Genomic DNA, 25,700 nt, shown 5'->3' with positions numbered 1-25,700 from the left:
GGAGTTTACAGGTCGAAGAACACCGTTTCGTTTTCGCCCTGGACCACAATGTCAAAGCGATACACTAATTCATCACCCCGGCGTTCTGGCTGGGCAATCAGCGTTTTACGCCGTACTTCCAGTTCGATCAGGTTTAACACCGGATCCTGTTGGTTAGCGGCATCCTCGTCGGCAAAATACAGCCGGGTATGCAAACCAATATTGATGCCGCGTGCGACGATCCACAGGTTAATGTGCGGTGCCATCATCCGGCCGTCACGGCCGCAGACAGCGCCGGGTTTGATGGTTTCAAAGCGGTAGAGGCCGGTTTCAAAATCCGAACAGCTGCGGCCCCAGCCACGAAAGGCATCATCCAGCGGTTTGTGTTGTTGCTGGTCACCCGGGTGGTTATAGCGGCCGTGGCTGTTGGCCTGCCAGATTTCCAGCAGCACGTCGCGGATCAGGGAGCCGCTGCCGTCGAACACCTGACCTTCCAGGGCAATACGCTGGCCCTGAGTTTCCGGCTGGGTCAGCACCTGGCCGAAGTTATTCTCAAAGATCTCGAAGCCGGCGGCCAGGGGCGCGAGGCCAATGTGTACATAAGGGCCGGCGGTTTGCGACGGCGTTTCCAGAAGATAGTTTTGCGGCATCATGCTTTCCCCTGCAGGCGGTTTTCAAACAAGGTGGCGCGGTGACCGCGTAACACCAAATCGAAACGATAGGCCAGGCTGTCCAGCTGCACCGAGGCGGTTTTGTCCAGACCGGCGATCAGCGTGCGTACCGCATCGTCATTTTTGATCGCGCGTACAATGGGGCAACTGGCAATCAGCGGATCGCCTTCGAAATACATCTGGGTGATCAACCGCTGGGCGAAGGCGTCGCCGGACAGCGAAAAGTGGATATGGGCGGGGCGCCAGTCATTGACCCGGTTGCGCCAGGGATAAGGGCCGGGTTTGATGGTGCGGAAGAAGTAATAGCCGTTGTCGTCGGTTAATACCCGGCCGCAGCCGCCGAAGTTGGGGTCTATCGGGGCCAGATACTGGTCTTTTTTATGGCGATAGCGCCCACCGGCGTTGGCTTGCCACACCTCGACCAGCGCATTGCGCATCGGCAGGCCGTTTTCATCGCGAACGTAGCCGTGCACGATAATCCGCTCGCCGATCGGCGAGCCTTGTTTGGCGTAGTTAAGGATCAGGTCGTTATCCAGTGTGCCGAGTTCATGTTGGCCAAACACCGGGCCGGTGATTTCGGACAGTGAATTTTGCAGCGATATCAGCGCATTTTTCGGTGAGCGCAGCACGCTGGTCTTGTATTCCGGTACCAGCACCGGCGGATGCCGCTCATAGTTACGTTGGTAGAGTTCATCTATCTGGCTCATGCGGAAATCCTCATGGCGTAGGCAGGGTGCAGAGGGCTGATCTGTTTTGATTTAATGTCAGCACGAAGGGGAAAATCGCTTTCCCTCACCTGAGTCTCGCAAGACAGAGTGTTACGATAAAGTGAAATTTAGCGGTGTTTTGCATAACCTGAGGTTATGTAATAAGAATGAGAAAGAGCGGATTATCCGCCCTTTGGGAACATCATGGGGATTAAAGCTGTTCGCCGTTGCTGGCGATCACGCGGCGGTACCAGTCGAAGCTCTTTTTGCGCGAGCGCTCGAGGGTGCCGGTGCCATCGTCGTGTTTGTCGACGTAGATAAAGCCGTAGCGCTTGCCGTATTCACCGGTAGTGAAGGAAACGCAGTCGATGCAGCCCCACGGGGTGTAACCGATCAGATCCACGCCGTCTTCGATCACCGCTTTTTTCATCTGTTCGATATGCGCACTCAGGTAGTCGATACGGTAGTCATCGTTGATTTGACCGTCGGCCTCGACCTTATCGAACGCGCCAAAGCCGTTCTCAACGATAAACAGCGGCTTCTGGTAACGCTCGTACAGCACGTTCAGCGAATAACGCAGACCAACCGGGTCAATCTGCCAGCCCCAGTCGGAGGCTTTAACGTGTGGGTTTGGCACGTTGCCGGGGAAGCCGAACATCGGGTCACTGCTGCTCACTGCATCGGCCTGCAGGGCGTTACTCATGTAGTAGCTGAAACCGATGTAATCCGCGCAGCCTTCACGTAGAGTTTGCTCGTCCTGTGGCTGCATTTCGATCTGCAAGCCCTTGCGTTGCCAGTCGCGCAGCAGGTACGACGGATAGTAACCGCGCACCTGGACGTCGGTGTAGAGATAACGCTGGTGCATGGCTTCAACGCTGTACATCACGTCATCCGGCTTACAGGAGAACGGGTAGAAGGGCACGCAGGCCAGCATGCAGCCGATTTTGAACTCCGGGTTAATCTGGTGACCCAGTTTCACCACCTGGGCGCTGGCAACGAACTGATGATGCAGCACCTGATACAGCGTCTGTTCCGGGTTCTGTTCTTCGCTGTACACCACGCCGGAGCAGCAGTAGCCGAACAGTGGATACTGGTAGTTGCTCTGGTTGTTGATCTCGTTAAAGGTCATCCAGTATTTAACTTTATGCTGATAGCGGCGCAGCACCACTTCGCTGAAACGCACGAAGAAATCGACCACCTGACGGTTTTTCCAGCCGCCATACTCTTTCACCAGGTGATAGGGCATTTCGAAGTGCGACAGGGTGATCACCGGCTGGATATTGTATTTCAGCAGTTCATCGAACAGATCGTCATAGAATTGCAGACCGGCTTCGTTTGGTTCCAGCTCATCACCTTTAGGGAAGATGCGCGTCCAGGCGATGGAGGTGCGGAAGCATTTGAAGCCCATCTCGGCGAACAGCGCGATATCCTGTTTGTAGCGGCCGTAGAAATCCACGGCTTCATGGTTAGGGTAGCGATAGCCTTCCAGTACGCCGTCGGTCATTACGCGATCCACACCGTGTGCGCCGCCTGACAGCACGTCAGCAATGCTTGGGCCTTTGCCGCCCTGATCCCAACCGCCTTCAACCTGGTGCGCGGCGACCGCGCCACCCCACAGAAAATCTTTCGGTAACTGTTGCTGTTTCATCGTTGGTTTCTCATTCGCTTATTAATGAAAGGTTCTGAGAATATACTAGCAAGCTGGGATTGAATGTCACGATATAACAAAATACCGATTTGGTAATTTGTCACATTAAAAAAACAGGCTGTTTTATTTACTGGCGTTAATATGGCCCAGCCGCTTGCCGATAGTTTCAATAATGTAAATAACCGGGATCTGGGTGGTGATGTTATGTTGCCCGGCAATCAACTGCGGGGGAACGTGGTAGGAGAGGTTGAAGTCCGCCATACGCGCCAATGAGGAGGTTTCGTTGTTGGTGATGCTGACGATTTTGCAGTGGTGCAGGCTGAACTGGCTGGCGAGGCGCAGGATCTCTTCGGTCTCACCGGAGACGGAAAGCATAATTGCTACCGCGCTTTTATACATGTCGCTATTGATCGGATAATAAGGGTCATCAATATGGGTGCTGAATTTCCCCACGTTGGAAAAGAAACGCGCACCATATTTCCCCAATGCCCCTGAGGTACTTACCCCGACAAAAATAATGCGTTCGGCGGCGGCAATATGCTGCACCGCCTGGTCAATCAGCTGATTAAATTCGTCGTTATTGATGCTTTTAAAGAAGTTGATGATTTCGCTGGTGCCAAAATCTACCGGTGGCGCTTCAGTTTGCTCAAGATGCAGTTTAAAGCGGATACGGAATTCGGAATAACCTTCGCAACCCATTTTCTTGCAAAAACGCAGCACGGTAGTGGTGGACACCCCGGCGGCCTCGGCCAGTTCGCGGATGGTCATATACATCACCGGGTTGTTGTTTTTGATGACGTAGTTATAAACCATCAACTCCAGCGCATTGAGTTCGGCAATTGCTTTATGGGTAAACATAGACCTATCCGGCGAGTAACAACAGACCTTAATCAGCGGGCTAACATAGCAAATTTTGCCGTAGCCCGCTCGTGGTTTTCGTTGTTATTCAGGCGCGTTTGGCCTTCTCCAGCAGCACGTCATGCGCCGGTTCGCTGCCGGTCAGATCGCATTCCTTCGGCAAGCGCCAGGCGATGATACCGGCGATGATCAGCGAGACCGCCAAAGCGCAAACCGCGACGTTCTGACCGTACAGGTAGATCATCACGCCGACCAGATAGGGGCCACAGAAACCGCCCAGATTGCCGAGGCCATTAATCACGCCGCGTGCGCCACCGGCCACTTCCGCCGAGGCGATACGCCCTGGCATCGACCAGAATGGGCTGGTCGCCGCCTTCAGGAAGAAGCCACAAACCACCAATGCGATATAGGCCGCCACCACGTTATGGCGCAACACCACCGAGGCCAACAGTGCGGCGGCAAAGCAGAACAGGGAGACCATCACCCACAGCCGACGCTTGCCGGTTTTGTCGGTCAGCACCGATATCAGGTAAATCCCCAGCAGGGTGGCGACGAACGGCAAGATCGCCAGGAAGCCGACCGAGGCCATATTGCCGCCGGTGAGGTTTTTCAGAATGGTCGGCAGCCACAGGGTGTAGCCATAGTCACCGGTCTGGTAGAAGAAGTTCAGCAGTACCAGTTTCATCAGCCCCTTATTGCGGAACACGTCCTTCAACGGTGCGTTGCTGACCGGCTGGGTTCTGCTGCGAGCCTGACGCTCGCGTGTCAGTTCTGTTATCAGATATTCGCGCTCGCGGGCCGGCAGCCAGCGCGCCTCCTGCGGACGATCGCTGATCAACAGCCACCAAACGGCCAACACCACCAGTGACAGCAAACCTTCGAGGATAAACAGCCAGCGCCAGTCGAGCTGGTTAATGATGGCACCCGAAATGGGGGCGGTAAGCATGCCACCCAGCGGGGCGAACATCATGACGAAGGCATTGGCGCGGCCCAATTCTTTTTCCGGGAACCAATTGCTGATCATGGTCAGCACCACCGGCAACATGCCACCTTCGGAAATGCCTAATACAAAACGTAACACCAGCAGTTGGTAGTGGTTGGTGACAAAGCCGGTGGCCACCGAAACCACCGCCCAGGCACAGAGTGACCAGGCGATAAAGCGTTTGCCGCTGCCGTTAACCGCGATGCGGCCGCCGGGAACCTGCAAAAACAGATAACCGATAAAGAAGATGCCGCTGGCCAAACCCGCCATCTGGCTGGTAATGCCCAAATCACTTTCCATACCACCGGGCAAGGCAAAACTGATATTAACCCGGTCCATAAAGGAAATAATGCAGGCGATCAGGATCGGGGCAATGACCCGCAGCCAGCGGGTGTTGGGTATTTTATTATCCATGGCGATCTCTCTTTACAGGACGCAGGGAGAACCTCCAGAACGGGAGGTTCTGTTATTCGGCAAGAATAAAATCGAACTAAAGCGGGTTAATTACTCGATGGCGTGGGGCAGCGGCGCCTGGTTGAAAAAGGCTTCAACGTTGGTGAAGACGATGTCGCTCATTTTTTGCCGGGTTTCCTGGGTGGCGCTGGCGATATGCGGTTGCAGCACCACGTTATCCATCGCGATCAGCTCGGCAGGCACCTGCGGCTCCTGGGCGTAAACGTCCAGCCCGGCCCCGGCGATGTCACCGTTTTGCAGCGCGGCAATCAGATCCGCTTGGTTGACGATGCTGCCACGGGCAATGTTGATCACCAGTGCGTGCGACGGCAGCGCGTCAAACACGGCCTTGTCTACCAAACCGGCACTGTCCTTTCCGCCCGAAATGGCAATCACAAAAAAGTCACTTTCCCGCGCCAACGCCAGCAGATCCGGGTAATAGGCATAGGGCAGCGTACTGTCCTGCCGGTGGCTGGCGTATTGGATGCGCATGTTGAAGCCGGCGGCGCGCTGGGCGATGGCACGGCCGATGTTACCCATGCCAAAAATCCCCAGACGCTTCCCGCTGACCTGCACCGACAGGCCAGGTGCCTCCTGCAGCCAGCGGCCTTCACGGACAAAACGGTCGTTATGGCAGAGCTGACGAGCGGTGGCCAACAGCAACCCCAACGCCATATCCGCCACGTCTTCGGTCAACGCGCCGGAGGTGATGGTGACGGCAATGCCACGTTGGCGGGTGTACTCCAGGTCTATCGCGTCGGTGCCCACACCAAATACCGCAATCAGCCCCAACTGCGGTAATTGCTCGAGAACCGGCGTGGTGACGCCGATATCGCCACGGGTAACGATCGCCTGAAAGGCTTCTCCCTTGGCGGCGAGAAACGCCACCGGGTCCGCTTGTTCATACAGCCGGTGCACCACAAAGGCCGCCTCAAGGCGGGCCTGCAGGTTTTCCATCACGGGGGCAATTAGCAGTACTTCATTGGGCGTTGGGGTTGTCATGGTTTCACCTGTTTAAAAAAAGTCGCTTCGATAGAGCTATCAAAGCGGTTTTCCGCAGGCGGTTTTGCGACAGATATCACGCTGAAGGATGTTAAAAAAAGGTGTTACCGGTAATGTGACCGACGGAGTAAAACCGGTAACAGGCAGTCGTAACATGCGGGTTCGGGGGAAATAAACAGGCGCTTTATTTAGCCGTATTTGGCGGAGAGCAAACGGTGACTTTTTAGCCTGGGAGGGGTGTCTACCAAGAATATTATGAGTATCTATCGGAAATTTATAATAAATACCCATTTTTCGGTAAAGCAATTCACGCTACATCACCTTAACATTGCTAAGTCTTTTAATGATTATAATTAGCATGCTGCGAATCATTCATCACAGTGATATTACGGAGAAATCCGTTTGGTTAAGGATATATTTCACCATGGAAATTAAAATAAACGGCCGGATGGTCGCACTCGACGACGTTTCGCCCGAGACGCCTTTACTGTACGTATTACGCAATGATCTGGGCCTCAACGGCCCCAAATATGGTTGTGGCCTGGGGGAGTGTGGTGCCTGTACGGTATTGATCGACGGCGTTGCCGCTCGTTCCTGTTCTATCCCACTGAGCGGTGCCATCAATAAATCTGTTACCACGCTGGAAGGGCTCAGCGAAGCGGGGCAACTGCACCCGGTTCAACAGGGCTTTATCGATGAGCAGGCCGCGCAGTGCGGTTATTGCACCAACGGTATGATCATGACGCTGGTTGCGCTGTTTGAGCGCAATCCGCAGGCCGATGAACAACAAATCAAAAATGAACTGGCCTATAACCTGTGTCGCTGCGGCACCCATATTGAGATCTTGCGCGCGGCAGCCAAAGCCCGACAGCTGTTGGCCGAAAGGGGGCAGTCATGAGCCGCCTGGAACTCACCCGACGCCGCCTGTTACAGGCAGGGGGATTGGTGATGGTCAGCAGTCTGCTGCCGGTTTCACTCAATGCCCTTGCCGATACGCCTGCCGCCGTGGGTGACCTGCCGCTGGATCGTGTGGACAGCTTTATTGGTCTGACCGCCGACGGTCGGGTTACTGCCTTTAATGGCCATGTGGATCTCGGTACCGGTATTCGTACGGCATTGGCACAAATTGTTGCCGATGAAATCAGCGTGCCCTTTGACCATGTCACGGTCATTCTGGGGGATACCCAGCGCACGCCGGATCAGGGGCCGACCATCGCCAGTGCCACTATTCAGGTAACCTCAATTCCGCTGCGTCAGGCGGCGGCGCAGGTGCGGCAGTTGTTGCTGGGGTTGGCCGCACGCGCCTTCGCGCTACCGGTGGACAGGTTACGGACCGAGAATGGCCGGGTATTTGCAGCGGACAAACCCCATGTCAGCCTGAGCTATGGCGACCTGGCCAACGGGCAAAACTTGCAGGTTGCGCTGGATAAAACGGTCAAGCTGAAAAGCGTGGCGGACAGCCGCTACGTCGGTAAGGCCGTGCCGCGGGTAGATATCCCGGCCAAGGTCACCGGTCAACTGACCTATGTGCACGATCTGCGGCTGCCGGGCATGTTACACGGCAGAGTGGTACGCCCGCCTTATACCGGCGCGGACAGCAGTGCGCCCCTGGGCAGTGGGCTGCTGTCGGTGGACCGAGCTTCTATCTCTCATCTGCCAGGCATCGTGAAACTGGTGGTGATTAACGATTTTATCGGCATCGTTGCCGAGCGTGAAGAGCAGGCGATCGCAGCCATGCGGCAATTGAAGACCGTATGGCGTCCCTGGACCGGGCTGCCGGATCTTTCGGTGCAGGGATTGCAGGCGGCGCTGGCGGCTAACCCGAAAAGCGATCGCGTGCTGCGTGATGATGCGGGCGTCGATGCCGCGCTGGCTTCGCTGCACACCGAGGTCAATGCCGATTACGTCTGGCCTTATCATCAGCATGCCTCCATTGGCCCTTCCTGTGCGGTGGCCGATGTCAGCAGTGAGCACGCAGAAATCTGGTCGGGCACGCAAAACCCTCATGACCTGCGCAAAGACATCGCCCATTTGCTCGATCGACAGCCTGAACAGGTGCATATCAATCGCATGGAGGCCTCCGGTTGTTATGGCCGCAACTGTGCCGATGACGTGTCGGCAGACGCCGCGCTGCTATCGCAGGCCACCGGCAAACCGGTCAGAGTGCAGTTGATGCGCGAGCAAGAGTCGGGTTGGGAACCCAAGGGCACCGGGCAGTTGATGCGGGTGCGCGGTGGGTTGGATCAACACCGGCAGGTGGCGGCCTACGAGTTGAAAACCAGCTATCCCTCCAATAACGCCGTGACATTGTCACTGGTGTTGACCGGTAAGGTGGCCAATCGGGCTGATGTACAGCAGATGGGCGACAGAACTGCCATCCCCCAGTACGAATATCCAAATATGCGGGTGATTTGTCAGGATGCTGCGCCGATCGTGCGGGCTTCGTGGATGCGCGGGGTTTCGGCGTTGCCCAATGTGTTTGCCCATGAATCGTGGATTGATGAGCTGGCGTGGCACGCAGGGCAGGATCCGATCGCTTTCCGCCTGCAATATCTGAAAGACCCGCGCGCCGTGGCGTTGATCAACGCATTGAAAAAACAGGCCGGTTGGCAGGATGGCCCGGCGCATCGCAACCCGGCAACGAGCGGACAGGCGTGGGTAAGTGGCCGTGGCTTTGCCTATGCCCGTTACTTCCACAGCAAATTCCCGGGGTTCGGCGCGGCCTGGGCAGCCTGGGTGTGTGACCTCAGCGTTAACCGCCACAGCGGCCAGATTAAACTCGACAAAATCTTCGTGGCCCATGACTGCGGACGCATCATCAATCCGGCCGGGGTTCGTCATCAGGTGCATGGCAATATCCTCCAGTCCGCCAGCCGGGTGCTGAAGGAGTTTGTCACCTTTGATGCGTCAGCGGTGACGTCACTGGACTGGGGGGGCTATCCGATCCTGCGTTTTGATGAATTGCCACAGGTGGATGTGCAACTGCTGGACTACCCGGATGAGCCGTCGATGGGCGCGGGGGAATCGGCCTCGGTACCGAGTGCGGCAGCAATCGCCAATGCATTATTCGACGCGCTGGGTGTGCGACTGCGAGAAGTGCCATTCACCCCGGAGCAGGTGCTGAAGGCGTTAAAACAGCAGGCTTCCACCAACGCAGAAAGGGATAACTCATAATGGGCAAGTTAAAGAAAGTTGCCGGATGGGGCAGTCTGGCGGTCATTGCCGTGGTGGTCGCCGGTGTGATTGTCAGTTGGCAGCCGGAAATTGCGCCACGCGATGCGAACGAGACCCACGCTTTTAGTCAGCAACAGATCGCCCGTGGCAAAATGCTGGCCGACCTCGGCGATTGTTCGGTCTGCCATACCCGGCCGGGCGGTAAACGCGATACTGGCGGGTTGGCGATGGAGATCCCGTTTGGCACTATCTACACCACCAACATTACGCCGGATAACGAAACCGGCATTGGCAAATGGTCCTATGCTGCCTTTGAACGGGCGATGCGTCATGGGGTGGATCGCGAAGGGCATTATCTCTACCCGGCTTTCCCCTATACCGCCTTTACCCGTACCAGTGACGAAGATTTGCAGGCGTTGTACGCCTATCTGATGTCGCAGCCGGCGGTGAGCTACCAGCCGCCGGTCACCGCGCTGAGTTTTCCGTTTAACATTCGCCAGGGCATAGTGACCTGGAACTGGCTGTTCCTGACGCCGGGCGCGATGAAAACGGATCCTGAGCAAAGTGCCGAGTGGAACCGGGGGGCCTATCTGACCGAAGGTCTTGGGCATTGCAGCGCCTGTCACTCCCCGCGCAATCTGATGTTTGGCGAAAAAGGCGGCACTGCGCATTTGACCGGCGGCGTGGCGGAAGCCTGGACGGCACCGTCACTCACCGGCAGTTCTTTGGCCCCGCTGGACTGGACCCGGCAGGATCTGCTCAGCTTTATGCGCAGCGGGTATTCGGCCAATCACGGTGTCGCGGCGGGGCCGATGGCACCGGTGATCGAAGAGGGGCTTTCACGCCTGCCGGAACAAGACTTGCAGGCCATCACCACCTATCTTCGCAGCTACCACCCGGCGCAAGCCAAGGTGGCGCAGGCACAGCGGTTGAATGACTGGGCCGAATTAAAGACCGAGCCGTTAACCACCGAGGGGGCACGTATTTTCTCCGGGGCCTGTATGGCTTGCCATGCTCAGGAAAAGGGCGCGCACATGGCCGGGATCCGGCCTTCGCTGGCGCTGAACACCAACCTGTTTGCCGATACGCCGGACAACGCCATTCGGGTGGTATTGGACGGTATTCAGCAACCGGCCAATATCAATCTGGGTTACATGCCGGCATTCCGTCATAACCTGAATGATGGGCAGATAGCGGCGTTGCTTAACTACCTGCGGCAAAACTATGCGGGGAAAGCACCGTGGCCCGACCTGCAAGAGCAGATCAGTCATATACGCAGTGAGACTGAGGACAGGTAGGGTTTTAAAATTGGTGGGGGCCATTACAGGCCCCCGATTTAGTTAATCACGCACAGCTCATTCCAGTAACTGAAACGGACGCGCTGTTTCAGCCGGTTATTCCACACATAAAGCGTCATCGTTGATTCCTCCGCCGTGTCTGACTCAATAAATAACAGCTATTGTCGGCCAGGGCGAATACGTTAATTTGCTGAGCTTTTGATATTTTCGGGATAACCCTGCCGCAGATGTATCAGTGATCAGGACGATCTTTAAGGCGTTTAGATCCCGTCCGCCGGATGGGGAGTTTTCTTCGCGCGCATCAAGCGCCAGCCAAAGTTCATGCCCGCCGCAGCCAGCAGGATCGCGGCAGCGCCCAGCAGTTGCAGCAGGCTAAGGCGGTGACCGAACACCCTCCAGTCGACAATAATTGCTACCAATGGATAGATGAAGGACAAGGCACCCACCAGGCTGGTAGGGATTTTCTGGATCGCGCTGTACAGCAGTGAGGACATCAACCCGGTATGTACCAGGCCCAGGGTCGCCAGCAACAACCAGGTATTGGCCGTTGACGGCAGAGAGCCAAGACCGGCGAAGGGAGCCAACAGCAGCGCACCAACGGAGAGCTGGATCAACACAATCAGATGCGGCGGCACTCCTTTCAATTGTTTGACGATCGCCGCCGCAACCGCATACATAAAGGCGGCGCCCAGCGCCAGTAATACGCCGGTGAAGTAATGAGAACTGGCGTCGCCGGCATTTTGCTTGCCGGTGATGATCAACAACATGCCGACAAAGGCCAATAACAACCAGCCGAGCTTGGTCGCCGTCAGTTTTTCACCAAAAAACAGCACCCCCAGCCCGACCAACATAAAGGGCTGAACGTGGTAGGTGACCGTAGCCACGGCGATAGAGGCGTAGGAATAGGCAGCGAACAGCAGCGTCCAGTTCAACACCAACGCGATACCACCCAGCACCGCTATTGCGGCCTGTCGTCGGGTCAGCAGGCCTTTTTTCAGCAGACCGAGCAGGGCACAGACCACCAACATTGCCAGCGCACCAAACGCACAGCGCCAGAAAACTACCGTGGTGGCCGGTTGCCCCAGCATCACTACCGGCCACCCCACGGTGCCGGAAATGACCATGGCGAGAGTCATCTGCATGACGCCACTGGTTTTTACCTTCATATCCCTTCTCCCTGATGGTGCTCAGCACTTGCCGACTGATGCGGTTACCATTAAAATGAACAATTGAACATTATGATGAACAGCTCGCGAGCGTTCGTCAAGTCGAACAAATGGATGGTATGGTGAACAATGAGCGATGACATCTGCAATAACGCCACGCCGATCGGCCTGCTTTCTACCGCCATTCGCCGGGAACGTGAGCGGTTGGGGCTATCGGTCACCGAACTGGCACGTCGGGCTGGGATAGCCAAATCGACGCTTTCACAGCTGGAAACCGGCAGCGGCAACCCTAGCCTGGAAACGCTGTGGGCGTTGGCGATGGCGCTGGATGTACCGGTCAGCCGGTTAATTTCCCAGCCGCGCCAGCACGTTCAGGTGATCCGCGCTAATGAAGGGGTCACTACCGTTTCCGAGCAGGCCAATTACGCCGCCACCTTATTGGCGACCTGTCCTCCGGGAGCCCAGCGCGATATTTACCGTCTGAGCGTTCAACCGGGCGAAACGCGCATCTCGCGGCCGCATATGCCGGGGACCATTGAGCACGTGATTATCAGCAGTGGCAGGGCGTTAGTGGGACCGAAAGACCAGGCGGTAGAGTTGAGTCCGGGGGATTACATCAGTTACTCCGCCGATCGGGAGCACATTTTCGAAGCCCTGGCAGCGGATACCACGGCGGTGATGCTGATAGAGCAAGGCTAGCTCAATCGTCACGCAGCGAGATTGTTCCCTCTCCTTTGGGAGAGGGACAGTTTCAGGAACATGATGGTTCTGTGTAGAAGGTCATCTTTTCGTAATGGTCGTTAAGCAGACTCACTTCGGCCGTGACGTTAAATCCCAGCGTTTGATACATGCTACCCAGATAGGCTTTGCTCTTGTCGGCCAGCAGGCCTACCTTTTGAAAACCCTGTTTCCTGGCTTCAAGAGTGACCTGTTTAACCAGCCGTTTAGCGATTCCCTTTCCCCGGCACTCCGGCAGCACCGCCAGTGAATCAATGTAGATTTCATCGGGATCAGATTCATTTTCCATTTCCATTTCAAGCGGACGTTCCGAGATGGGTTGGAAACTGGACTCATCTTCGCCCCGGAAGTAGAGGATGCAGCCAAGAATGCGGCTGTTGCTGCGTGCCACAAAGATATTCTTGTAGCTGAAGTAGATATCCTCACGACCGAAGTTTATTTCATACTGACGCAGAGCATCATCAATATCATTTTTACCGGAAAGGGCCAGTACGGCATCTTTATCTGCCAGGGATATCAGCCTTACAATTTCTGCGGCATCCGTTTTTTTCGCTTTTTCGATAATGATATTTTCCATGAATAGCCTTCCTTTTGAAACGTGGTCTTTGGCGTGTTGAAACTTGCTGTCCCGAATGATACATCGGATCCTGTCAGTGGAACCGGTATTTTATTGAAAACGCTTCTCATTTATACTAGTGTGCCTGCCTGTTGCGACGGTGGTCTGCGCCTGATTAAGGCCACCATTATGGTTAAATAAACCTTCAAGGATTGAAGATGCAAATCGCTATCCCCTCAATACTGGTGCTCGCCGGCCTGACGGCAGCACAACCGGCCATGTTGCTGGCCGCTGACACCCCTACGACGGCTAGCGCGCAGGAAGCGGCCGTGCGCAATGATTTTAGCTTTGTGCGCTACCGCGCCGATTATCAAGTGCGGGCCAATGCCAGTAATGTGAAAACCGAAAGCTATGAAGTTCTGCTTAAAACCAAAGCTGCCGTCGAGAAATTTAGCCAAATCCGCCTGAGTTACAGCGAGAAAATGGAAACGCTGGAGGTGGTCTCGGCCTATACGCTGACGGCCGATGGACAGCGCCATGACGTGGCACCCGATCGTATCTATACCCAGGAAAGTTATTCCAGCGCCTCGGCACCGCTGTATGCCGATCGCAAGGTGCGGGTTATCGTGTTCTCCAACCTGGCTCCGGGATCGCGCGTGGTGTATGAGCTGCGCCGCACGCAAAATACGCCGTATTTCCCGGACTACTTCGGCCTGTGGGAAACCTTTAGCGTATTCGACCAATTTGATGACGCGGAAGTTAACTTGCATGCGCCGGCTGACTTGCCGATGCATGTCTTTACCCGGGGAGTTGAGGGCGGAAATACGCCGCAGGTCCGCGACGGTCAGGCGCATTGGCGCTGGCGTTATCAACGCAGCGACCCGCTGAAGGCACAGAACTGGTCGGCCAACAGTTGGACATTCAGCCCTACCATCATGGCCAGTACCTACCGTGAATGGCCGCAGCTGGCCAAAGCCTACCAATTGAAAGCCGGCGAAGCGGCGAAAGTCACCCCGGCGATCCAAACGCTGGCGGATCAAATCACCAGTGGTATCAGCGATCGCCGTGAGCAGACGGCGGCTCTCTACCGTTGGGTGGCACAGAATATTCGTTACGTTGCCGTGTATTTGGGTAACGGCGGGCTGGAGCCGAATCCGGCACAGAGCATCCTTGATAACCATTACGGTGACTGCAAGGATCACGTGGTGCTGCTGGAGGCGCTGTTAGCCGCCAAGGGCATTGTCAGCTCACCGGTGCTGATTGGCATGGATGAAGGGCCGGTTCTGCCGACGGTACCGCTGTTGGGCCGTTTTAACCATGCCATTACCTATGTGCCGGAGTTCAAGCTGTATCTGGATTCCACCAATCCCTGGGCCCGTTTTGGTCAACTGCCGGGGGCCGATCTTGGGGCACCGGTGTTGCTCACTCGCGAAGCGAAACTGGCACGTACCCCAGACAATGATGAACTGCGCAATAACACCTCACTCAGCGTGGATTTCGAATTCGATAAATCGGGCAATATGCGCGGACAAACCGAACGTAACTTGGGTGAGGTGGATGAGATCGACCTGAGAGGGTATTTTTCCCAAATCAATCAGCAGAATCAGGCGCGGGTTGAAGAAACCATCATGGCCTCTTCCGGCATTGATGGGCGTGGGAAAATTGTGATGCAAGGCGATCCCCTCAATCTCAAAAAGCAGTTTGGTTACAGCTATCGTTTCAAGGCCGAGGACTATGTCGATTTTAGCGTGGTAGGGGGCATGCCTGTGCCAACACCGCCCGGCGGCAAGTCTTTCAGAACGCTTTATTCAACCACGTCAGCGCCGACCAACGAGACGCCGTTTTACTGCACCGCACAGCACTATGATGAAACCTATCGCCTGCAATTGCCTGCCGGAGTGCCGATTATCGCCATTCCCAAGAACCAGAAATTCAGCAATGCGGCCGGTCAATACCAGGTGGAATGGCAACTCAAGGGGCAGCAGGTGGTCGTCAACCATCGGTTGCAGATGAATGCCATTCGCGGCAAGGACGCGCTCTGCCAGCCACAGGATTATCCGGCATTCCGAGCCCTGTTCCAGCAAGTACGTCGTGGTTTCCGTGGCCAGGTGGTTTACGGCGAATTGTCGAATGCTACGCTGAATAAAGCCGGCGGATAACCCCGAGCATGCCCCGTAATGACGGGGCATGCTTCACCACCTCAGCGTCTGGCTGTGGCGTTTTAATTCATCAATAAATACCCTGACTTTTTTGGGCACGTATTTGCGGTTGGCATAATAGACCCACATCGGTGGCAGTGGGCGGCAATACCCCGGCATTATTTCGATCAAGGTTCCCGCCTCAAGTTCTTGCTTGATCCTGTGACGTAAAAACACATGAGCAATGCCAATTCCCGCCCGAGCGGCCTCAATAATAGCCTCGGTGTTGTCGGTAATAAAAACGCCCGGCAGGTCAATGTCATGATCTTGCTCGCCATCGGTCAGCGACCACTTATGCAATATGCCACGGTCGGGGAAACGAAAACGTATGCAACGATGTTGTTGCAACTCAGCAATATTCATTGGGGCCGAATATTTTTCAATATAATCTCGTGAGGCGATAAGGGCGCAAGGCAATGCCGGAGTTATTTGTACGCCAACCATGCCGGGCTGTAATTTATCCGCCAGCCGAATACCCACATCGATCCGTTCCTGAATAATGTCTATCAAATGGTCTTCGTAATTTATTTCCAGGGTGATCTGCGCATAAAGACGGTTAAATTCTGCCAGGAACGGCGCCTTGAGCAGTTCTTTCGCCATTTGTACGGCGGTGATGCGCAGATGGCCAGAAGGCAGGTCCTGGCTCTGATGCAGGCCTTCGCGGGCATTAAGTATATGTTGATAAAAAGGCGCCACACTTTGATAGAACCACTCACCGGCCTCACTGAGGCTAACGCTACGCGTCGAGCGATGAAACAGCTTCACCGCCAACTCGGTTTCCAACTGCCCGATCCTCAGGCTGACTGCGGCTGGCGTGACGCTGAGCATGGCGGCTGCCCTGGAGAAATTGCCGGCTTCGACCACGGTCAAAAACAGGTGAATGCCGTTAAGCGGATCTTGTCTATTCATAAGATAAACTAACAACTGTTGTCAGGTGAGTGGGTATTGTTCACATCCTAGCGCAACTTTATAGTTTTCCCCAGTTTCATATTAACGGGGTTACTTGCCATGTCAGGATCGTTCTCGCTGGATTATGCCCGGCAGATTATTGCCAAAGGGATCAGCACCGCGCAGCAGCAGGGGCTGGCGGTCTGTATTTGTGTCTATGATGACGGCGCCAATATGATCGCCTTTGCCCGCATGGATAATACCCCGCTGGGGGCCACTGATTTAGCCCAAAGGAAAGCGAAAACATCGGCACTATTTCGTATTCCCAGTGCCGACCTGGGCCGGCTATCAGGCTCAGGACAAGAGTTGTGGTCGATTGAACACAGCAATCAGGGGCTGGCCTCTTTTGCCGGCGGACTGCCAGTCTATTCATCTGCGAATGAATTTATTGGCGCAATTGGCATTTCCGGCGCCAAATCCCATGAGGATGCTTATATTGCAGAGAGCTGTTTGAAATAAACGCAGCGCCCGTATTTAATTGCATTAATTAAATAAAACGCCATTTAATAAAATAGACCATTCTGCCTCTGGCAGAAGGAGGCTTTATGCCTGAAATAACCCGCAGGAAATTTATTATCAGCAGCGGTGTGGTGGCGGCAACGTCGGTATTACCCGCGATGGCCGTGAGTGCCAACCCCATTAATGTGAACAAAGGAAATCATCAGATGGTTAATAAAACAATATTAGTGACAGGCGCAGGGTCCGGTTTTGGCCGGGAAGTTTCACTGGCACTGGCAGCGCGCGGGCATAAGGTGATCGCCGGTGTCCAGCTCACGCCGCAGGTCACCCAGTTGCTTGAGGCTGCCAAACAGCGCGGCGTTACGCTGCAGGTTGAAAAGCTGGATATTTTGGACCCACGCGATCGGGAGTATGCGTGGAAATGGAATATTGACGTGTTGTTCAACAATGCCGGTATTGCCGAAGCGGGTGCGGTGGCAGAAATGCCTATTGACGTGCTGCGATCCCAGTTTGAGACCAACGTGTTTTCCAGTATGGCGCTGACTCAGGGGTTTATTAAACAAATGGTGGGGCGTAAGAGCGGCAAGATAGTGTTCGTTTCTTCCGTTGCCGGTTTGTTGACCGGTGCATTTACCGGCGCTTATTGTGCGTCCAAACATGCACTGGAGGCAATTGCCGAATCCTTGCGCATGGAACTGGCCGATTTTGGCGTGAAGGTGGCCACGGTCAACCCCGGCCCTTATCTGACCGGCTTCAATGACCGCATGATGGAAAGTTTCAAAGTGTGGTACGACCCTAAGGTGAACTTTATTGACCACAGCAAGCTCAAGTTCCCTTTCGATCAGTTCGATCCGCAGGAGATGGTGGACAAAATGGTCAGCGTTATCGAAGAAGAGAATGGCTTGTTCCGCAACCTGCTGCCTGAGTCCTTCATTGAAGTGGTGAAGAATGACCAAAGGGACGGTTGGACGCGTAAGCAATAGCGTCATGTTGGCCGGCCGGTTGCTTTAACCGGGCCGGCCATTTTCAATTACTTCTTCACCACCAGGCCCACACCACGACCACGCGGATCAGATGCCGTCTCTGGCGTGTCGCCATTGACGCGGATCACCTGAATATCCCCCATGTACCAGCCCTGATCTTCCTGCTTATAGCCCATCGCTTTCAACTGTTCGGCCACTTTGCCGGTCAGCGGGGCAAAGCCATCGTAGAAGATGGTGTCTTTCGGCAGCAGTTGGTGATGAACGCGCTGGGCGGCCACCGCTTTGTCCAATGGCAACTGATAATCATAGATATTGTTTATCACCTGGAAAATCGAGGTGAAAATGCGCGAGCCGCCGGGAGTGCCGATCACCAGACTGACGTTACCGTCGCGGGTGATAATGGTCGGGCTCATGGAAGAGAGCATGCGTTTGCCCGGCTCAATGGCATTGGCGTCGCTACCGACCACGCCGAAGGCGTTAGCCACGCCCGGTTTGGCGCTGAAGTCGTCCATTTCATCATTCAGCAGGAAGCCGGCGCCTTTCACCACCACGCCGCTGCCGAAGTCCCAGTTCAGCGTGTAGGTGTTGCTGACGGCGTTGCCCTGTGCATCAACAATCGAGAAATGGGTAGTTTGGTGCGGCTCCAGGCCCGGCCGTACTTTTTCGGTCGGTGAAATGGCCGTCGGGTTGATTTCCGCCGCGCGTTTTTGCAGGTAGTCTGGGGCGATTAACTGGGCAACCGGGACCTTGGCGAAGTCCGGGTCGCCGAGATAATCGGCACGATCGGCAAATACGCGTTTTTCAATTTCCGACAGCAGGTGAATATAACGCGCCGAGTTCAGTTCCACTCCTTTGAAATCGGCAGCGCGATCCTCTTTGATGCCCAGTAACTGAGCCAGCGCGATGCCGCCAGAGCTGGGCAGCGGGGCGGTGTAAAGGGTGTTGCCACGCCAGGAAATCTGCATCGGATCGCGCCATTTCACCCGATAGTCCGTCAGGTCCGCCTGGGTGATCAGGCCGCCATCATGCTGCATTTGGGCCACCAGCAGTTTGGCCGTTTCCCCCTGATAGAAATCGTCCGCGCCTTTATTGGCGATACGCTCCAGCGTTTTGGCCAGTTCCGGCTGTTTAAACACCGCGCCGGGTTTCATGCTGCCAAAATAATCGCCGAAGTTGGTTTGACCGGCGAACAGCTTGTTGGCGTCTTCACGGTACTGATATTGCTGATCGGCCACCTTAAAGCCCTGATGTGCGTAACCGATCGCCGGGGTCAGCAACTCGGCCCAAGGCAATTTGCCGAAGCGTTTGTGCGCTTCCCACAGCCCCAGCACCGTGCCCGGCACGCCGGCCGCTTTGGTGCCCACCAGGCTGAGGTTTTCAATCACCTCGCCTTTATCGTTCAGGTACATGGTTTTGGTGGCGGCTTTGGGGGCGATTTCACGGTAATCGAGGAAGTAGGGCTTGCCGTCGACGTACAGCGTCATAAAACCGCCGCCGCCAATGTTACCGGCTTCGGGATAGGTCACCGCCAGGGTAAAAGCGGTAGCGACTGCCGCATCGACCGCGTTGCCGCCGGCCTGTAAAATTTGTGCGGCCACTTTGGCGCCGTATTGGTCCGGTGCTGCCACAGCACCAGCGTTCAGATTTGCGGCCCAGGCTGAAGGGCTGAGGGTGGCAATCGCCACGCTGAGTGCTAAGGTTTTCAATAAGCCAGAATGCATAGCGGTTCCTTTTCGAATTGAACGATGACAGGTGAATTCAATTTCAACAATCACTTAGCGCCATTCTATGAGGTTTTAAGGGCGCCTGATTGAAGGTAGCACCGCTCAATCCGACCTGCTTTATCTGCCGCCTGGATCCGTGAGCTGGAACGTTAAATTGGCGGCGGCAATTGAGTTAGCAACCACTCACAAAACTGCCGAGTATGCGGGCTGCTTTCACTGTCATGATGGACAAGCCAGGCCCAGTTGGGGCCGCGCACGCTTTGTTCCGTCAGCGGTTGTAACACCCCTTTTGCCAGCGCCTGCTGTGCCAGCAATTGGCTGACCAGCGCTATACCCAGACCATCGCAGGCGGCGTCCAATAGCAGGCCCGGGTCTGAGAAATTCAACCCATGGCTGCTTTGCCCCAGATTGACGCCGCCCTGAACGGCCCAATGGCTCCAGTCCATCTCACGCTCGCCATGCAGGGTGGTGCGGTGCTCAGCGTCAAGTTTTAGCTGGTCAGGATGGCAAGCCGGATAGAGCCGATCCTGATGCAGTATCTGGAAGCTGCATTCAGCCTGCGCGCTGAGATCGTCACGGATCGCCAGATCGACGGTTTCCGTCACCATATCCGGGGGATCAAAGCTGGTGAACAGCCAAAGGTCGATATCCGGGTGCAGCCGATTAAAGCTCTTCAGGTGCGGTACCAGCCAGTGGCGGGCAAATGCCGGAGTGGTATTGACGATCAGTTGGTTGGGTTTGCGGTATTGATCCAGGCGGCGGATGCCGACCGCCAGTTGTTGCAGCATCACCTGGGCAGTGCTGTAGAGATCGTGCCCGGCGTCGGTCAGGCTGACGCTGCGACCGCTGCGGAAAAATAACGGTTGTTCCAGAAAGGCTTCCAGGCTGCGTATCTGTTGACTGATGGCCGACTGAGTGAGGTGCAGTTCATCGGCGGCCTGGTGGAAACTGCCCAGGCGGGCTGCGGCTTCAAACCCACGTAACGCGTTCATCGGGGGCCAGTGTTTTAGCATTATTGATAAGCCTATCTAATCAGGTGTCCGCTAAATGTATCGTTTGTTATGGCCGTATTGGAAGCCTTAACATGTATCACATCGAAATCACGCCGTCTTTCACTGAACAGAATACCTTATCTCAATGACGGCAATACAGGAGCAAAACATGTCAACGCGTCGTGAATTTATTAAGCAGGCATCCCTGATTGCCGGCATGAGTCTAACGGCATCCATGGGGCTGACGTTACCCGCCCATGCAGCGCAGGCCGGGCGCGGAGAGGGTTGGCGCATGCCGGATGAAGGCGAGGAGCAACAACGCGCGTTTATCGCCTTCGGGGCCCAGCGGGCTATTTGGGCTGATTATACTTCGGGTGTGCAGAGTGCCCTGGGACGGATAGCTCGCGCCATCGCTCAATATCAGCCGTTAACAGTATTCTGCCGCGAGAGCGAGCGTCGGTTGGCAGAGGAGAAATGCGGCAGCCACAATGTGACCTATATTGTTACCGAACTCGATGATATTTGGATGCGTGATATTGGCGCCAATTTTGTCATCAACGATACGGGCAAACTGGGGGCAGTGGACTTTAACTTTAACGGCTGGGGCAACAAACAGCAGCACACCTATGATGCGCGGCTGGCAGCGTTTGAAGCTAATCATTACGGCGTCGCCAATATACGGCGCAGTGGACTGGTAGGCGAAGGCGGCGGCATAGAAGTGGATGGTCATGGCACCGGAATCATGACCGAGAGCAGTTGGGTCAACAATAACCGCAACCCAGGCTGGAGCCGTGACCGGGTAGAACAAGAGTTGAAAGAGATGCTCGGCCTGCGCAAAATCATCTGGCTACCGGGGATTAAAGGTAAGGATATTACCGATGCCCACGTCGATTTCTATGCCCGCTTTGCCAGTCCGGGAGTGGTGGTGGCCAATCTGGACACCGATCCCGACTCTTACGACCATAAAGTCACCCAGGCGCATTTGGCGATCCTCAAACAAGCGACCGATGCCGATGGCCGCAAGCTACAGGTGCACACCATGTCGCCCCCGCTGGAACCGCGCCGCAGCCGTTTCAGCAAAGGGAACCCGGATTTTGCTGCGGGATACATCAATTACTTTGTGATCAACGGTGCGGTCATCGCCCCCGAGTTTGGCGACCCGGAGGCAGATGCTGAAGCGTTGCGGTTATTGAACGAGCTTTATCCGGATCGTGAAGTGGTGCAATTGGATATTGATGCCATCGCCGCTGGCGGCGGCGGTATTCACTGTGTGACCAACCAACTGCCGGCCGTTTAAACCCGCCAACAGCGCAGGGCCAGCTTTGGCCCTGCCTATTATTACTCAGTGGGCAGGCCGTCGGCCAAGCTGGTTCGCTATTTCACAGGCTATAAATTCAGGCGCTTCCATCGAAAAAATCTTTAGATTTCCTATCTCAGAATACTCATGAAATCGTAGACTAAAAGACGCTAAAAGAGACACCCGCGACCAGCTTTAATCTTTTGAGCCTTTCCTGCTTCATAGCTAAACCTTTTATCCTAAAGAGGTGAGGTCATAATCTCTCATTTCTCCGAGCGAACGTAAAATCATTAATGCCCGTTTTCAATACCTCAGCGCTTTGGTCCCAGGCCGTGGGTCAGCAGCGTAATGGCATGGCGGGCGATGACATCGGCGCTCAATGGGTTGCTGTCATCACGCTGCCATTTGGGCGCGGTGGCCAGCGGCAGCAACGTCATGCCAAACAGGGTGATAAACAATAACGAGGGCTCCAGCCCGGCATGCAGTTTGCCTTCCGCTTGCCAACGGATGATCGATTGCAGTGCAGATTTACGTTGGGTATCACCAAAACGCTCGTTCATGCGCTGCTTCAATACGCCGTTATCACTCATCACCTCACGCAGCCACAGCGGGGGGAACCACGGATGTTCGCTGGATATATCGATAAACCGCTGCGCCAGTTGGGTAATGGCAGCCACCGGGTCGTCCGCATTGGCGTCAAAAACGCTGCTGGCAGCGAGCCTCACCGGCAGAAAACGTTCGTCGATCAATACATCCAGCAACTGTTCACGGTTGTGAAAGTAGTAGTGCAGCATGGCTGGAGTGACACCAGCCTCACGGGCGATGGCGTTCAACGAAGTATCGGCAATGCCTTGACGGGCAAACATATTAAGCGCCGTGTTGAGCAGGTGCTCGCGTTTTTCTGCGCCATTAGCGCTGCCGCTAGGGCGACCGGGGCGGCGCGGTTTTTGAACGTTTTGTGCTGTCATCGCGGTGAGATCCATTGACCGGAGAAATGAATAACTCATATATTAATTACTCGATTAATTAATTACAAGCAGGCTCAGCTAAATGGGTATTGATAATCTGGCGGGCAACGAAGATAACGGCAGGGCATCTGAACAGGCACCCTCGATCCGTTTGCTGTTCTCCGCACTGCTGCTGGTGATGCTGCTGGCGGCGCTCGATCAGACCATTGTCTCCACCGCGCTGCCAACCATCGTTGGCGAATTCGGCGGACTGGAGAATCTTTCGTGGGTAGTGACGGCCTATCTGTTGGCATCAACCATTGTGGTGCCACTGTATGGCAAGTTCGGCGATCTGTTCGGTCGCAAGATCGTGCTGCAGATCGCCATTGTGGTGTTTTTACTCGGCTCGGTGTTATGCGGGCTGGCGCAGAACATGACACAGTTAATCCTGATGCGTGCGCTGCAGGGACTGGGTGGCGGTGGGTTACTGGTGGTGACCATGGCGGTGGTCGGTGATGTTATTCCACCGGCCGATCGCGGGCGATATCAGGGGCTGTTTGGCGGGGTGTTTGGTCTGGCGACGGTAGTCGGCCCGCTGATCGGCGGGGTACTGGTACAGCATTTCTCCTGGCGTTGGATCTTCTATATCAACCTGCCGCTGGGGATCTTCGCGCTGTTGGTGATCGGTGCGGTGTTCCAGTCCAAGGTTAACCGGGTGAAGCACGAAATTGACTTTCTGGGTGCCAGTTATCTGGCTGCCGCGTTGACCTGCATCATCCTGTTTACCAGCCAGGGCGGTACGGTCATGGCCTGGTCGGATGGCCAACTGTGGTGCATTTTGACCTTTGCGTTGGTGTCGTTGGGCGGTTTTATCTACGAAGAACGGTTGGCGAGCGAGCCGATCATTCCGCTAGGGTTGTTCCGCAACCGCACCTTTGTGCTCTGTGCGCTGATCGGTTTTATCGTTGGCATGTCGTTGTTTGGCTCGGTGACCTTCCTGCCGCTGTATTTGCAGGTGGTGAAGGACTCAACGCCGACCCAGGCCGGGATGCAACTGCTGCCGCTGATGGGAGGGATCATGCTCAGTTCGATCGTCAGCGGTCGGTTAATCAGCAAGCGCGGTAAATACCGTATTTTCCCTATTATTGGCACCCTGTGTGCACTGGCGGGGATGGTGTTGTTGGGGACGCTGAAAAACTCGACCCCGGTGCATTTGCTGTATCTCTACATCAGCCTGCTGGGGTTGGGACTGGGTATGGTAATGCAGGTGATGATCCTGGCGGCGCAAAATAGCGTTGAGCCAAAACATATGGGGGTCGCGACCTCCAGCGCCACGCTGTTCCGTTCGATAGGCGGTTCCATCGGCGTGGCGGTGTTCGGCGCGATCTTTACCAATGTACTGCACAGCCGCCTGACCACCTTGCTGCCGGAAGGTGCGGAGCTGCCTCGTTCACTGGGCGCCGATGCCGTGCACCATCTGCCGGCGGAACTGCAACACGACTATTTACAGGCCTTCGGCGGGGCGATCCACTCAGTGTATCAGATTGCGGCGGGGGTGATGGCGCTGGCCTTCGCCCTGACCTGGCTGTTGAAAGATGTGCCTCTGCGCAAGAAATAACCCCTGAGCCGGTACGTGAAAGGCAGGCGTACCGGTTTCCCCATGCTCTGCGATGCACTTTTACTCAATCCTTACGTAACCCTGTCAGACTAAAAACATCGCTTTCTATATATTGAGAATAAACGTTCTCAATAGGATAGAAAGTTGATGCAAAGGAAAAAGGTTTTACTGGTCAGCCTGTCGCTGATACTGGCCGCCTGTGATGGCCAAACCGGTAGTGCACCTACCGGGGCAGGCAGCGTACAGGAGGTGGGCGTGGCAACGCTGCAGCCGCAAGCGGTCACGCTGAGCAGTGACCTGACTGGCCGGGTAAACGCCACCATGACCTCAGATGTTCGTCCGCAGGTGGAGGGCATCATCAAGAAACGCCTGTTTACCGAAGGTGCGGAGGTCAAAGCCGGTCAGGTGTTGTATCAAATCGACCCCGCGACTTACCAGGCCAGTTACGATCAGGCCGCCGCCCAGTTGAAAAGCGCCCAGGCCACGGTCAATTCAAGCCGCCTGAAGGCCCAGCGCTATGCCGCACTGGTGAAAGAGAATGGCGTCTCCAAACAGGATGCGGATGACGCTATGGCGACCTATCTGGAAGCGGTAGCCGCCGTCGCGCAATATCAGGCCGCGCTGGAAACCACTAAAATCAATCTCGCCTATACCCAGGTACGCGCGCCGATTTCCGGCCGTATCGGTATTTCTTCGGTCACGCCGGGGGCGCTGGTGACCGCCAGCCAGACTGATGCACTGGCAACCATTCGTGCACTTGATCCGGTCTATGTCGATCTCACCCAGTCCAGCAGCCAACTGCTGAAGCTGCGTAAACAACAGGCTTCATTGCAACGTGACGATGTCACGCCAGTGGCGATCAAACTCGAAGACGGTACGCCCTATACCCACCCCGGCAAGCTGGAACTGACGGAAGTGTCGGTGGACGAGTCTACCGGTTCTGTCACGCTGCGCGCCGTGTTCCCTAACCCTGAGCATGAATTACTGCCGGGGATGTATGTGCACGCCAGGGTAGACAACGGCGTCGATCCCAAAGGGATTTTGGCGCCGCAGCAGGGTATTACCCGCAATGCCAAGGGCGAAGCGACCGCACTGGTGGTTAACGCGCAAAACAAGGTGGAGCAACGCACGGTCACCACCGAGCAGGTTATCGGCAGCAACTGGTTGGTTAGCAAAGGCTTGAATGCCGGCGATCGGTTAATCGTCGAAGGCACCAATAAAGTGGCTGCCGGCGTTGAGGTCAAGGCGGTTGAAGTGAAAAAAACGGCGGATAGCGCCGCAGCTAACGGCGGGGAGCAGTAA

At 55.5% G+C, this 25,700-nt stretch carries 22 protein-coding genes; 10 read left to right on the top strand and 12 right to left on the bottom strand.

The genetic code is table 11. From position 1 onward, the window contains the following. Nucleotides 1-5: 5 nt before the first annotated feature. The 6 genes from pcaG to QOT07_RS12810 all read right to left on the bottom strand — a co-directional run bounded on the left by pcaG (nucleotide 6) and on the right by QOT07_RS12810 (nucleotide 6,300). Entirely contained in the window at nucleotides 6-629 is a 624-nt protein-coding gene (gene pcaG / locus QOT07_RS12835; protein ID WP_283604356.1) for a protocatechuate 3,4-dioxygenase subunit alpha, read from the bottom strand. Further along, a complete protein-coding gene (pcaH, locus tag QOT07_RS12830; protein WP_283603304.1) occupies nucleotides 629-1,357 on the bottom strand; it encodes a protocatechuate 3,4-dioxygenase subunit beta in 729 nt (242 codons plus the stop codon). Before pcaH ends, pcaG begins: the two co-directional genes overlap by 1 nt. A gap of 211 nt (nucleotides 1,358-1,568) precedes the next feature. Further along, on the bottom strand, nucleotides 1,569-3,005 hold the full coding sequence (locus tag QOT07_RS12825; RefSeq protein ID WP_099063011.1) for a 6-phospho-beta-glucosidase: 1,437 nt from the start codon (nucleotides 3,003-3,005) through the stop codon (nucleotides 1,569-1,571). Between the two features lie 123 nt (nucleotides 3,006-3,128). Next, nucleotides 3,129-3,863, bottom strand: coding sequence for a MurR/RpiR family transcriptional regulator (locus QOT07_RS12820; RefSeq protein WP_219016294.1), 735 nt, complete (start codon nucleotides 3,861-3,863; stop codon nucleotides 3,129-3,131). 88 nt (nucleotides 3,864-3,951) lie between these two features. Next, nucleotides 3,952-5,259, bottom strand: coding sequence for an MFS transporter (locus QOT07_RS12815; RefSeq protein ID WP_112349876.1), 1,308 nt, complete (start codon nucleotides 5,257-5,259; stop codon nucleotides 3,952-3,954). Nucleotides 5,260-5,349: 90 nt separating this feature from the next. Then, complete coding sequence (locus QOT07_RS12810) at nucleotides 5,350-6,300, bottom strand: 2-hydroxyacid dehydrogenase (protein WP_261426558.1); 951 nt, start codon at nucleotides 6,298-6,300, stop codon at nucleotides 5,350-5,352. A 424-nt stretch (nucleotides 6,301-6,724) separates the two neighbouring features. Here QOT07_RS12810 and QOT07_RS12805 point away from each other — a divergent pair, with 424 nt between their 5' ends. Genes QOT07_RS12805 through QOT07_RS12795 form a run of 3 tightly spaced genes read left to right on the top strand, consistent with a single transcriptional unit; the run spans nucleotide 6,725 to nucleotide 10,772 of the window. Next, entirely contained in the window at nucleotides 6,725-7,198 is a 474-nt protein-coding gene (locus QOT07_RS12805; RefSeq protein WP_099063015.1) for a (2Fe-2S)-binding protein, read from the top strand. Beyond that, nucleotides 7,195-9,474, top strand: coding sequence for a xanthine dehydrogenase family protein molybdopterin-binding subunit (locus QOT07_RS12800; protein ID WP_283603303.1), 2,280 nt, complete (start codon nucleotides 7,195-7,197; stop codon nucleotides 9,472-9,474). The genes QOT07_RS12805 and QOT07_RS12800 overlap by 4 nt, the downstream gene beginning before the upstream one ends. Continuing rightward, nucleotides 9,474-10,772 (top strand): cytochrome c, encoded by a 1,299-nt coding sequence (locus tag QOT07_RS12795; protein WP_283603302.1) that lies wholly within the window; start codon nucleotides 9,474-9,476, stop codon nucleotides 10,770-10,772. Before QOT07_RS12800 ends, QOT07_RS12795 begins: the two co-directional genes overlap by 1 nt. Before the next feature lie 260 nt (nucleotides 10,773-11,032). On the opposite strand, the gene QOT07_RS12790 is transcribed toward QOT07_RS12795, so the two are convergent. Next, nucleotides 11,033-11,938, bottom strand: coding sequence for a DMT family transporter (locus QOT07_RS12790; RefSeq protein WP_219016290.1), 906 nt, complete (start codon nucleotides 11,936-11,938; stop codon nucleotides 11,033-11,035). A 129-nt stretch (nucleotides 11,939-12,067) separates the two neighbouring features. Between QOT07_RS12790 and QOT07_RS12785 the strand changes: the two genes are divergently transcribed. Continuing rightward, nucleotides 12,068-12,637: a helix-turn-helix domain-containing protein gene (locus tag QOT07_RS12785; protein ID WP_261254146.1), complete on the top strand. Its 570-nt coding sequence runs from the start codon at nucleotides 12,068-12,070 to the stop codon at nucleotides 12,635-12,637. A 52-nt stretch (nucleotides 12,638-12,689) separates the two neighbouring features. Here the strand turns inward: QOT07_RS12785 and QOT07_RS12780 are convergent, their stop codons facing one another. Then, nucleotides 12,690-13,253 carry a GNAT family N-acetyltransferase gene (locus QOT07_RS12780; RefSeq protein WP_099063020.1) on the bottom strand — a complete coding sequence of 188 codons (564 nt, stop codon included), beginning with the start codon at nucleotides 13,251-13,253 and terminating at the stop codon, nucleotides 12,690-12,692. 197 nt (nucleotides 13,254-13,450) lie between these two features. On the opposite strand from QOT07_RS12780, the gene QOT07_RS12775 reads away from it, so the two are divergent. Beyond that, nucleotides 13,451-15,391 carry a DUF3857 domain-containing protein gene (locus tag QOT07_RS12775; protein WP_283603301.1) on the top strand — a complete coding sequence of 647 codons (1,941 nt, stop codon included), beginning with the start codon at nucleotides 13,451-13,453 and terminating at the stop codon, nucleotides 15,389-15,391. A 33-nt stretch (nucleotides 15,392-15,424) separates the two neighbouring features. Here the strand turns inward: QOT07_RS12775 and QOT07_RS12770 are convergent, their stop codons facing one another. Beyond that, nucleotides 15,425-16,339, bottom strand: a complete 915-nt coding sequence (locus QOT07_RS12770; RefSeq protein WP_099063022.1) for a LysR family transcriptional regulator — start codon at nucleotides 16,337-16,339, stop codon at nucleotides 15,425-15,427. A gap of 99 nt (nucleotides 16,340-16,438) precedes the next feature. Between QOT07_RS12770 and QOT07_RS12765 the strand changes: the two genes are divergently transcribed. Further along, complete coding sequence (locus QOT07_RS12765) at nucleotides 16,439-16,837, top strand: GlcG/HbpS family heme-binding protein (protein WP_283603300.1); 399 nt, start codon at nucleotides 16,439-16,441, stop codon at nucleotides 16,835-16,837. Between the two features lie 86 nt (nucleotides 16,838-16,923). Next, the gene (locus QOT07_RS12760) at nucleotides 16,924-17,820 is read left to right on the top strand and encodes an SDR family oxidoreductase (RefSeq protein WP_283603299.1); all 897 of its coding nucleotides are present in this window, start codon (nucleotides 16,924-16,926) and stop codon (nucleotides 17,818-17,820) included. A 47-nt stretch (nucleotides 17,821-17,867) separates the two neighbouring features. Here QOT07_RS12760 and ggt read toward each other — a convergent pair whose 3' ends face one another. Further along, nucleotides 17,868-19,541, bottom strand: coding sequence for a gamma-glutamyltransferase (gene ggt, locus QOT07_RS12755; RefSeq protein WP_283603298.1), 1,674 nt, complete (start codon nucleotides 19,539-19,541; stop codon nucleotides 17,868-17,870). 152 nt (nucleotides 19,542-19,693) lie between these two features. Beyond that, nucleotides 19,694-20,557: a LysR substrate-binding domain-containing protein gene (locus QOT07_RS12750; RefSeq protein ID WP_261417326.1), complete on the bottom strand. Its 864-nt coding sequence runs from the start codon at nucleotides 20,555-20,557 to the stop codon at nucleotides 19,694-19,696. A 148-nt stretch (nucleotides 20,558-20,705) separates the two neighbouring features. On the opposite strand from QOT07_RS12750, the gene QOT07_RS12745 reads away from it, so the two are divergent. Next, nucleotides 20,706-21,833 (top strand): agmatine deiminase family protein, encoded by a 1,128-nt coding sequence (locus QOT07_RS12745; RefSeq protein WP_099063026.1) that lies wholly within the window; start codon nucleotides 20,706-20,708, stop codon nucleotides 21,831-21,833. A 311-nt stretch (nucleotides 21,834-22,144) separates the two neighbouring features. On the opposite strand, the gene QOT07_RS12740 is transcribed toward QOT07_RS12745, so the two are convergent. Further along, the gene (locus QOT07_RS12740; protein WP_099063029.1) at nucleotides 22,145-22,840 is read right to left on the bottom strand and encodes a TetR/AcrR family transcriptional regulator; all 696 of its coding nucleotides are present in this window, start codon (nucleotides 22,838-22,840) and stop codon (nucleotides 22,145-22,147) included. Nucleotides 22,841-22,883: 43 nt separating this feature from the next. Here QOT07_RS12740 and QOT07_RS12735 point away from each other — a divergent pair, with 43 nt between their 5' ends. Together QOT07_RS12735 and QOT07_RS12730 are read left to right on the top strand one after the other, a co-directional pair. Then, nucleotides 22,884-24,398: an MDR family MFS transporter gene (locus QOT07_RS12735; protein WP_283603296.1), complete on the top strand. Its 1,515-nt coding sequence runs from the start codon at nucleotides 22,884-22,886 to the stop codon at nucleotides 24,396-24,398. A gap of 147 nt (nucleotides 24,399-24,545) precedes the next feature. Next, nucleotides 24,546-25,700: an efflux RND transporter periplasmic adaptor subunit gene (locus QOT07_RS12730; protein WP_283603294.1), complete on the top strand. Its 1,155-nt coding sequence runs from the start codon at nucleotides 24,546-24,548 to the stop codon at nucleotides 25,698-25,700.

The sequence above is a fragment of the Serratia proteamaculans genome, assembly GCF_949794035.1.
In the GTDB taxonomy this organism is placed as follows: domain Bacteria; phylum Pseudomonadota; class Gammaproteobacteria; order Enterobacterales; family Enterobacteriaceae; genus Serratia; species Serratia proteamaculans.
This window is presented reverse-complemented; position numbering and strand designations above follow the sequence as displayed.

Excerpts from the sequence above, each read along its gene's own strand:
- QOT07_RS12815 (WP_112349876.1), bottom strand. The coding sequence starts at position 5,259 with ATGGATAATAAAATACCCAACACCCGCTGGCTGCGGGTCATTGCCCCG.
- QOT07_RS12785 (WP_261254146.1), top strand. The coding sequence starts at position 12,068 with ATGAGCGATGACATCTGCAATAACGCCACGCCGATCGGCCTGCTTTCT.
- QOT07_RS12760 (WP_283603299.1), top strand. The coding sequence starts at position 16,924 with ATGCCTGAAATAACCCGCAGGAAATTTATTATCAGCAGCGGTGTGGTG.
- QOT07_RS12765 (WP_283603300.1), top strand. The coding sequence starts at position 16,439 with ATGTCAGGATCGTTCTCGCTGGATTATGCCCGGCAGATTATTGCCAAA.
- QOT07_RS12735 (WP_283603296.1), top strand. The coding sequence starts at position 22,884 with ATGGGTATTGATAATCTGGCGGGCAACGAAGATAACGGCAGGGCATCT.
- QOT07_RS12740 (WP_099063029.1), bottom strand. The coding sequence starts at position 22,840 with ATGAGTTATTCATTTCTCCGGTCAATGGATCTCACCGCGATGACAGCA.
- QOT07_RS12810 (WP_261426558.1), bottom strand. The coding sequence starts at position 6,300 with ATGACAACCCCAACGCCCAATGAAGTACTGCTAATTGCCCCCGTGATG.
- QOT07_RS12730 (WP_283603294.1), top strand. The coding sequence starts at position 24,546 with ATGCAAAGGAAAAAGGTTTTACTGGTCAGCCTGTCGCTGATACTGGCC.
- QOT07_RS12750 (WP_261417326.1), bottom strand. The coding sequence starts at position 20,557 with ATGCTAAAACACTGGCCCCCGATGAACGCGTTACGTGGGTTTGAAGCC.
- QOT07_RS12770 (WP_099063022.1), bottom strand. The coding sequence starts at position 16,339 with ATGAATAGACAAGATCCGCTTAACGGCATTCACCTGTTTTTGACCGTG.
- QOT07_RS12795 (WP_283603302.1), top strand. The coding sequence starts at position 9,474 with ATGGGCAAGTTAAAGAAAGTTGCCGGATGGGGCAGTCTGGCGGTCATT.
- QOT07_RS12745 (WP_099063026.1), top strand. The coding sequence starts at position 20,706 with ATGTCAACGCGTCGTGAATTTATTAAGCAGGCATCCCTGATTGCCGGC.
- QOT07_RS12820 (WP_219016294.1), bottom strand. The coding sequence starts at position 3,863 with ATGTTTACCCATAAAGCAATTGCCGAACTCAATGCGCTGGAGTTGATG.
- QOT07_RS12775 (WP_283603301.1), top strand. The coding sequence starts at position 13,451 with ATGCAAATCGCTATCCCCTCAATACTGGTGCTCGCCGGCCTGACGGCA.
- QOT07_RS12790 (WP_219016290.1), bottom strand. The coding sequence starts at position 11,938 with ATGAAGGTAAAAACCAGTGGCGTCATGCAGATGACTCTCGCCATGGTC.
- pcaH (WP_283603304.1), bottom strand. The coding sequence starts at position 1,357 with ATGAGCCAGATAGATGAACTCTACCAACGTAACTATGAGCGGCATCCG.
- ggt (WP_283603298.1), bottom strand. The coding sequence starts at position 19,541 with ATGCATTCTGGCTTATTGAAAACCTTAGCACTCAGCGTGGCGATTGCC.
- QOT07_RS12780 (WP_099063020.1), bottom strand. The coding sequence starts at position 13,253 with ATGGAAAATATCATTATCGAAAAAGCGAAAAAAACGGATGCCGCAGAA.
- QOT07_RS12805 (WP_099063015.1), top strand. The coding sequence starts at position 6,725 with ATGGAAATTAAAATAAACGGCCGGATGGTCGCACTCGACGACGTTTCG.
- QOT07_RS12825 (WP_099063011.1), bottom strand. The coding sequence starts at position 3,005 with ATGAAACAGCAACAGTTACCGAAAGATTTTCTGTGGGGTGGCGCGGTC.
- pcaG (WP_283604356.1), bottom strand. The coding sequence starts at position 629 with ATGCCGCAAAACTATCTTCTGGAAACGCCGTCGCAAACCGCCGGCCCT.
- QOT07_RS12800 (WP_283603303.1), top strand. The coding sequence starts at position 7,195 with ATGAGCCGCCTGGAACTCACCCGACGCCGCCTGTTACAGGCAGGGGGA.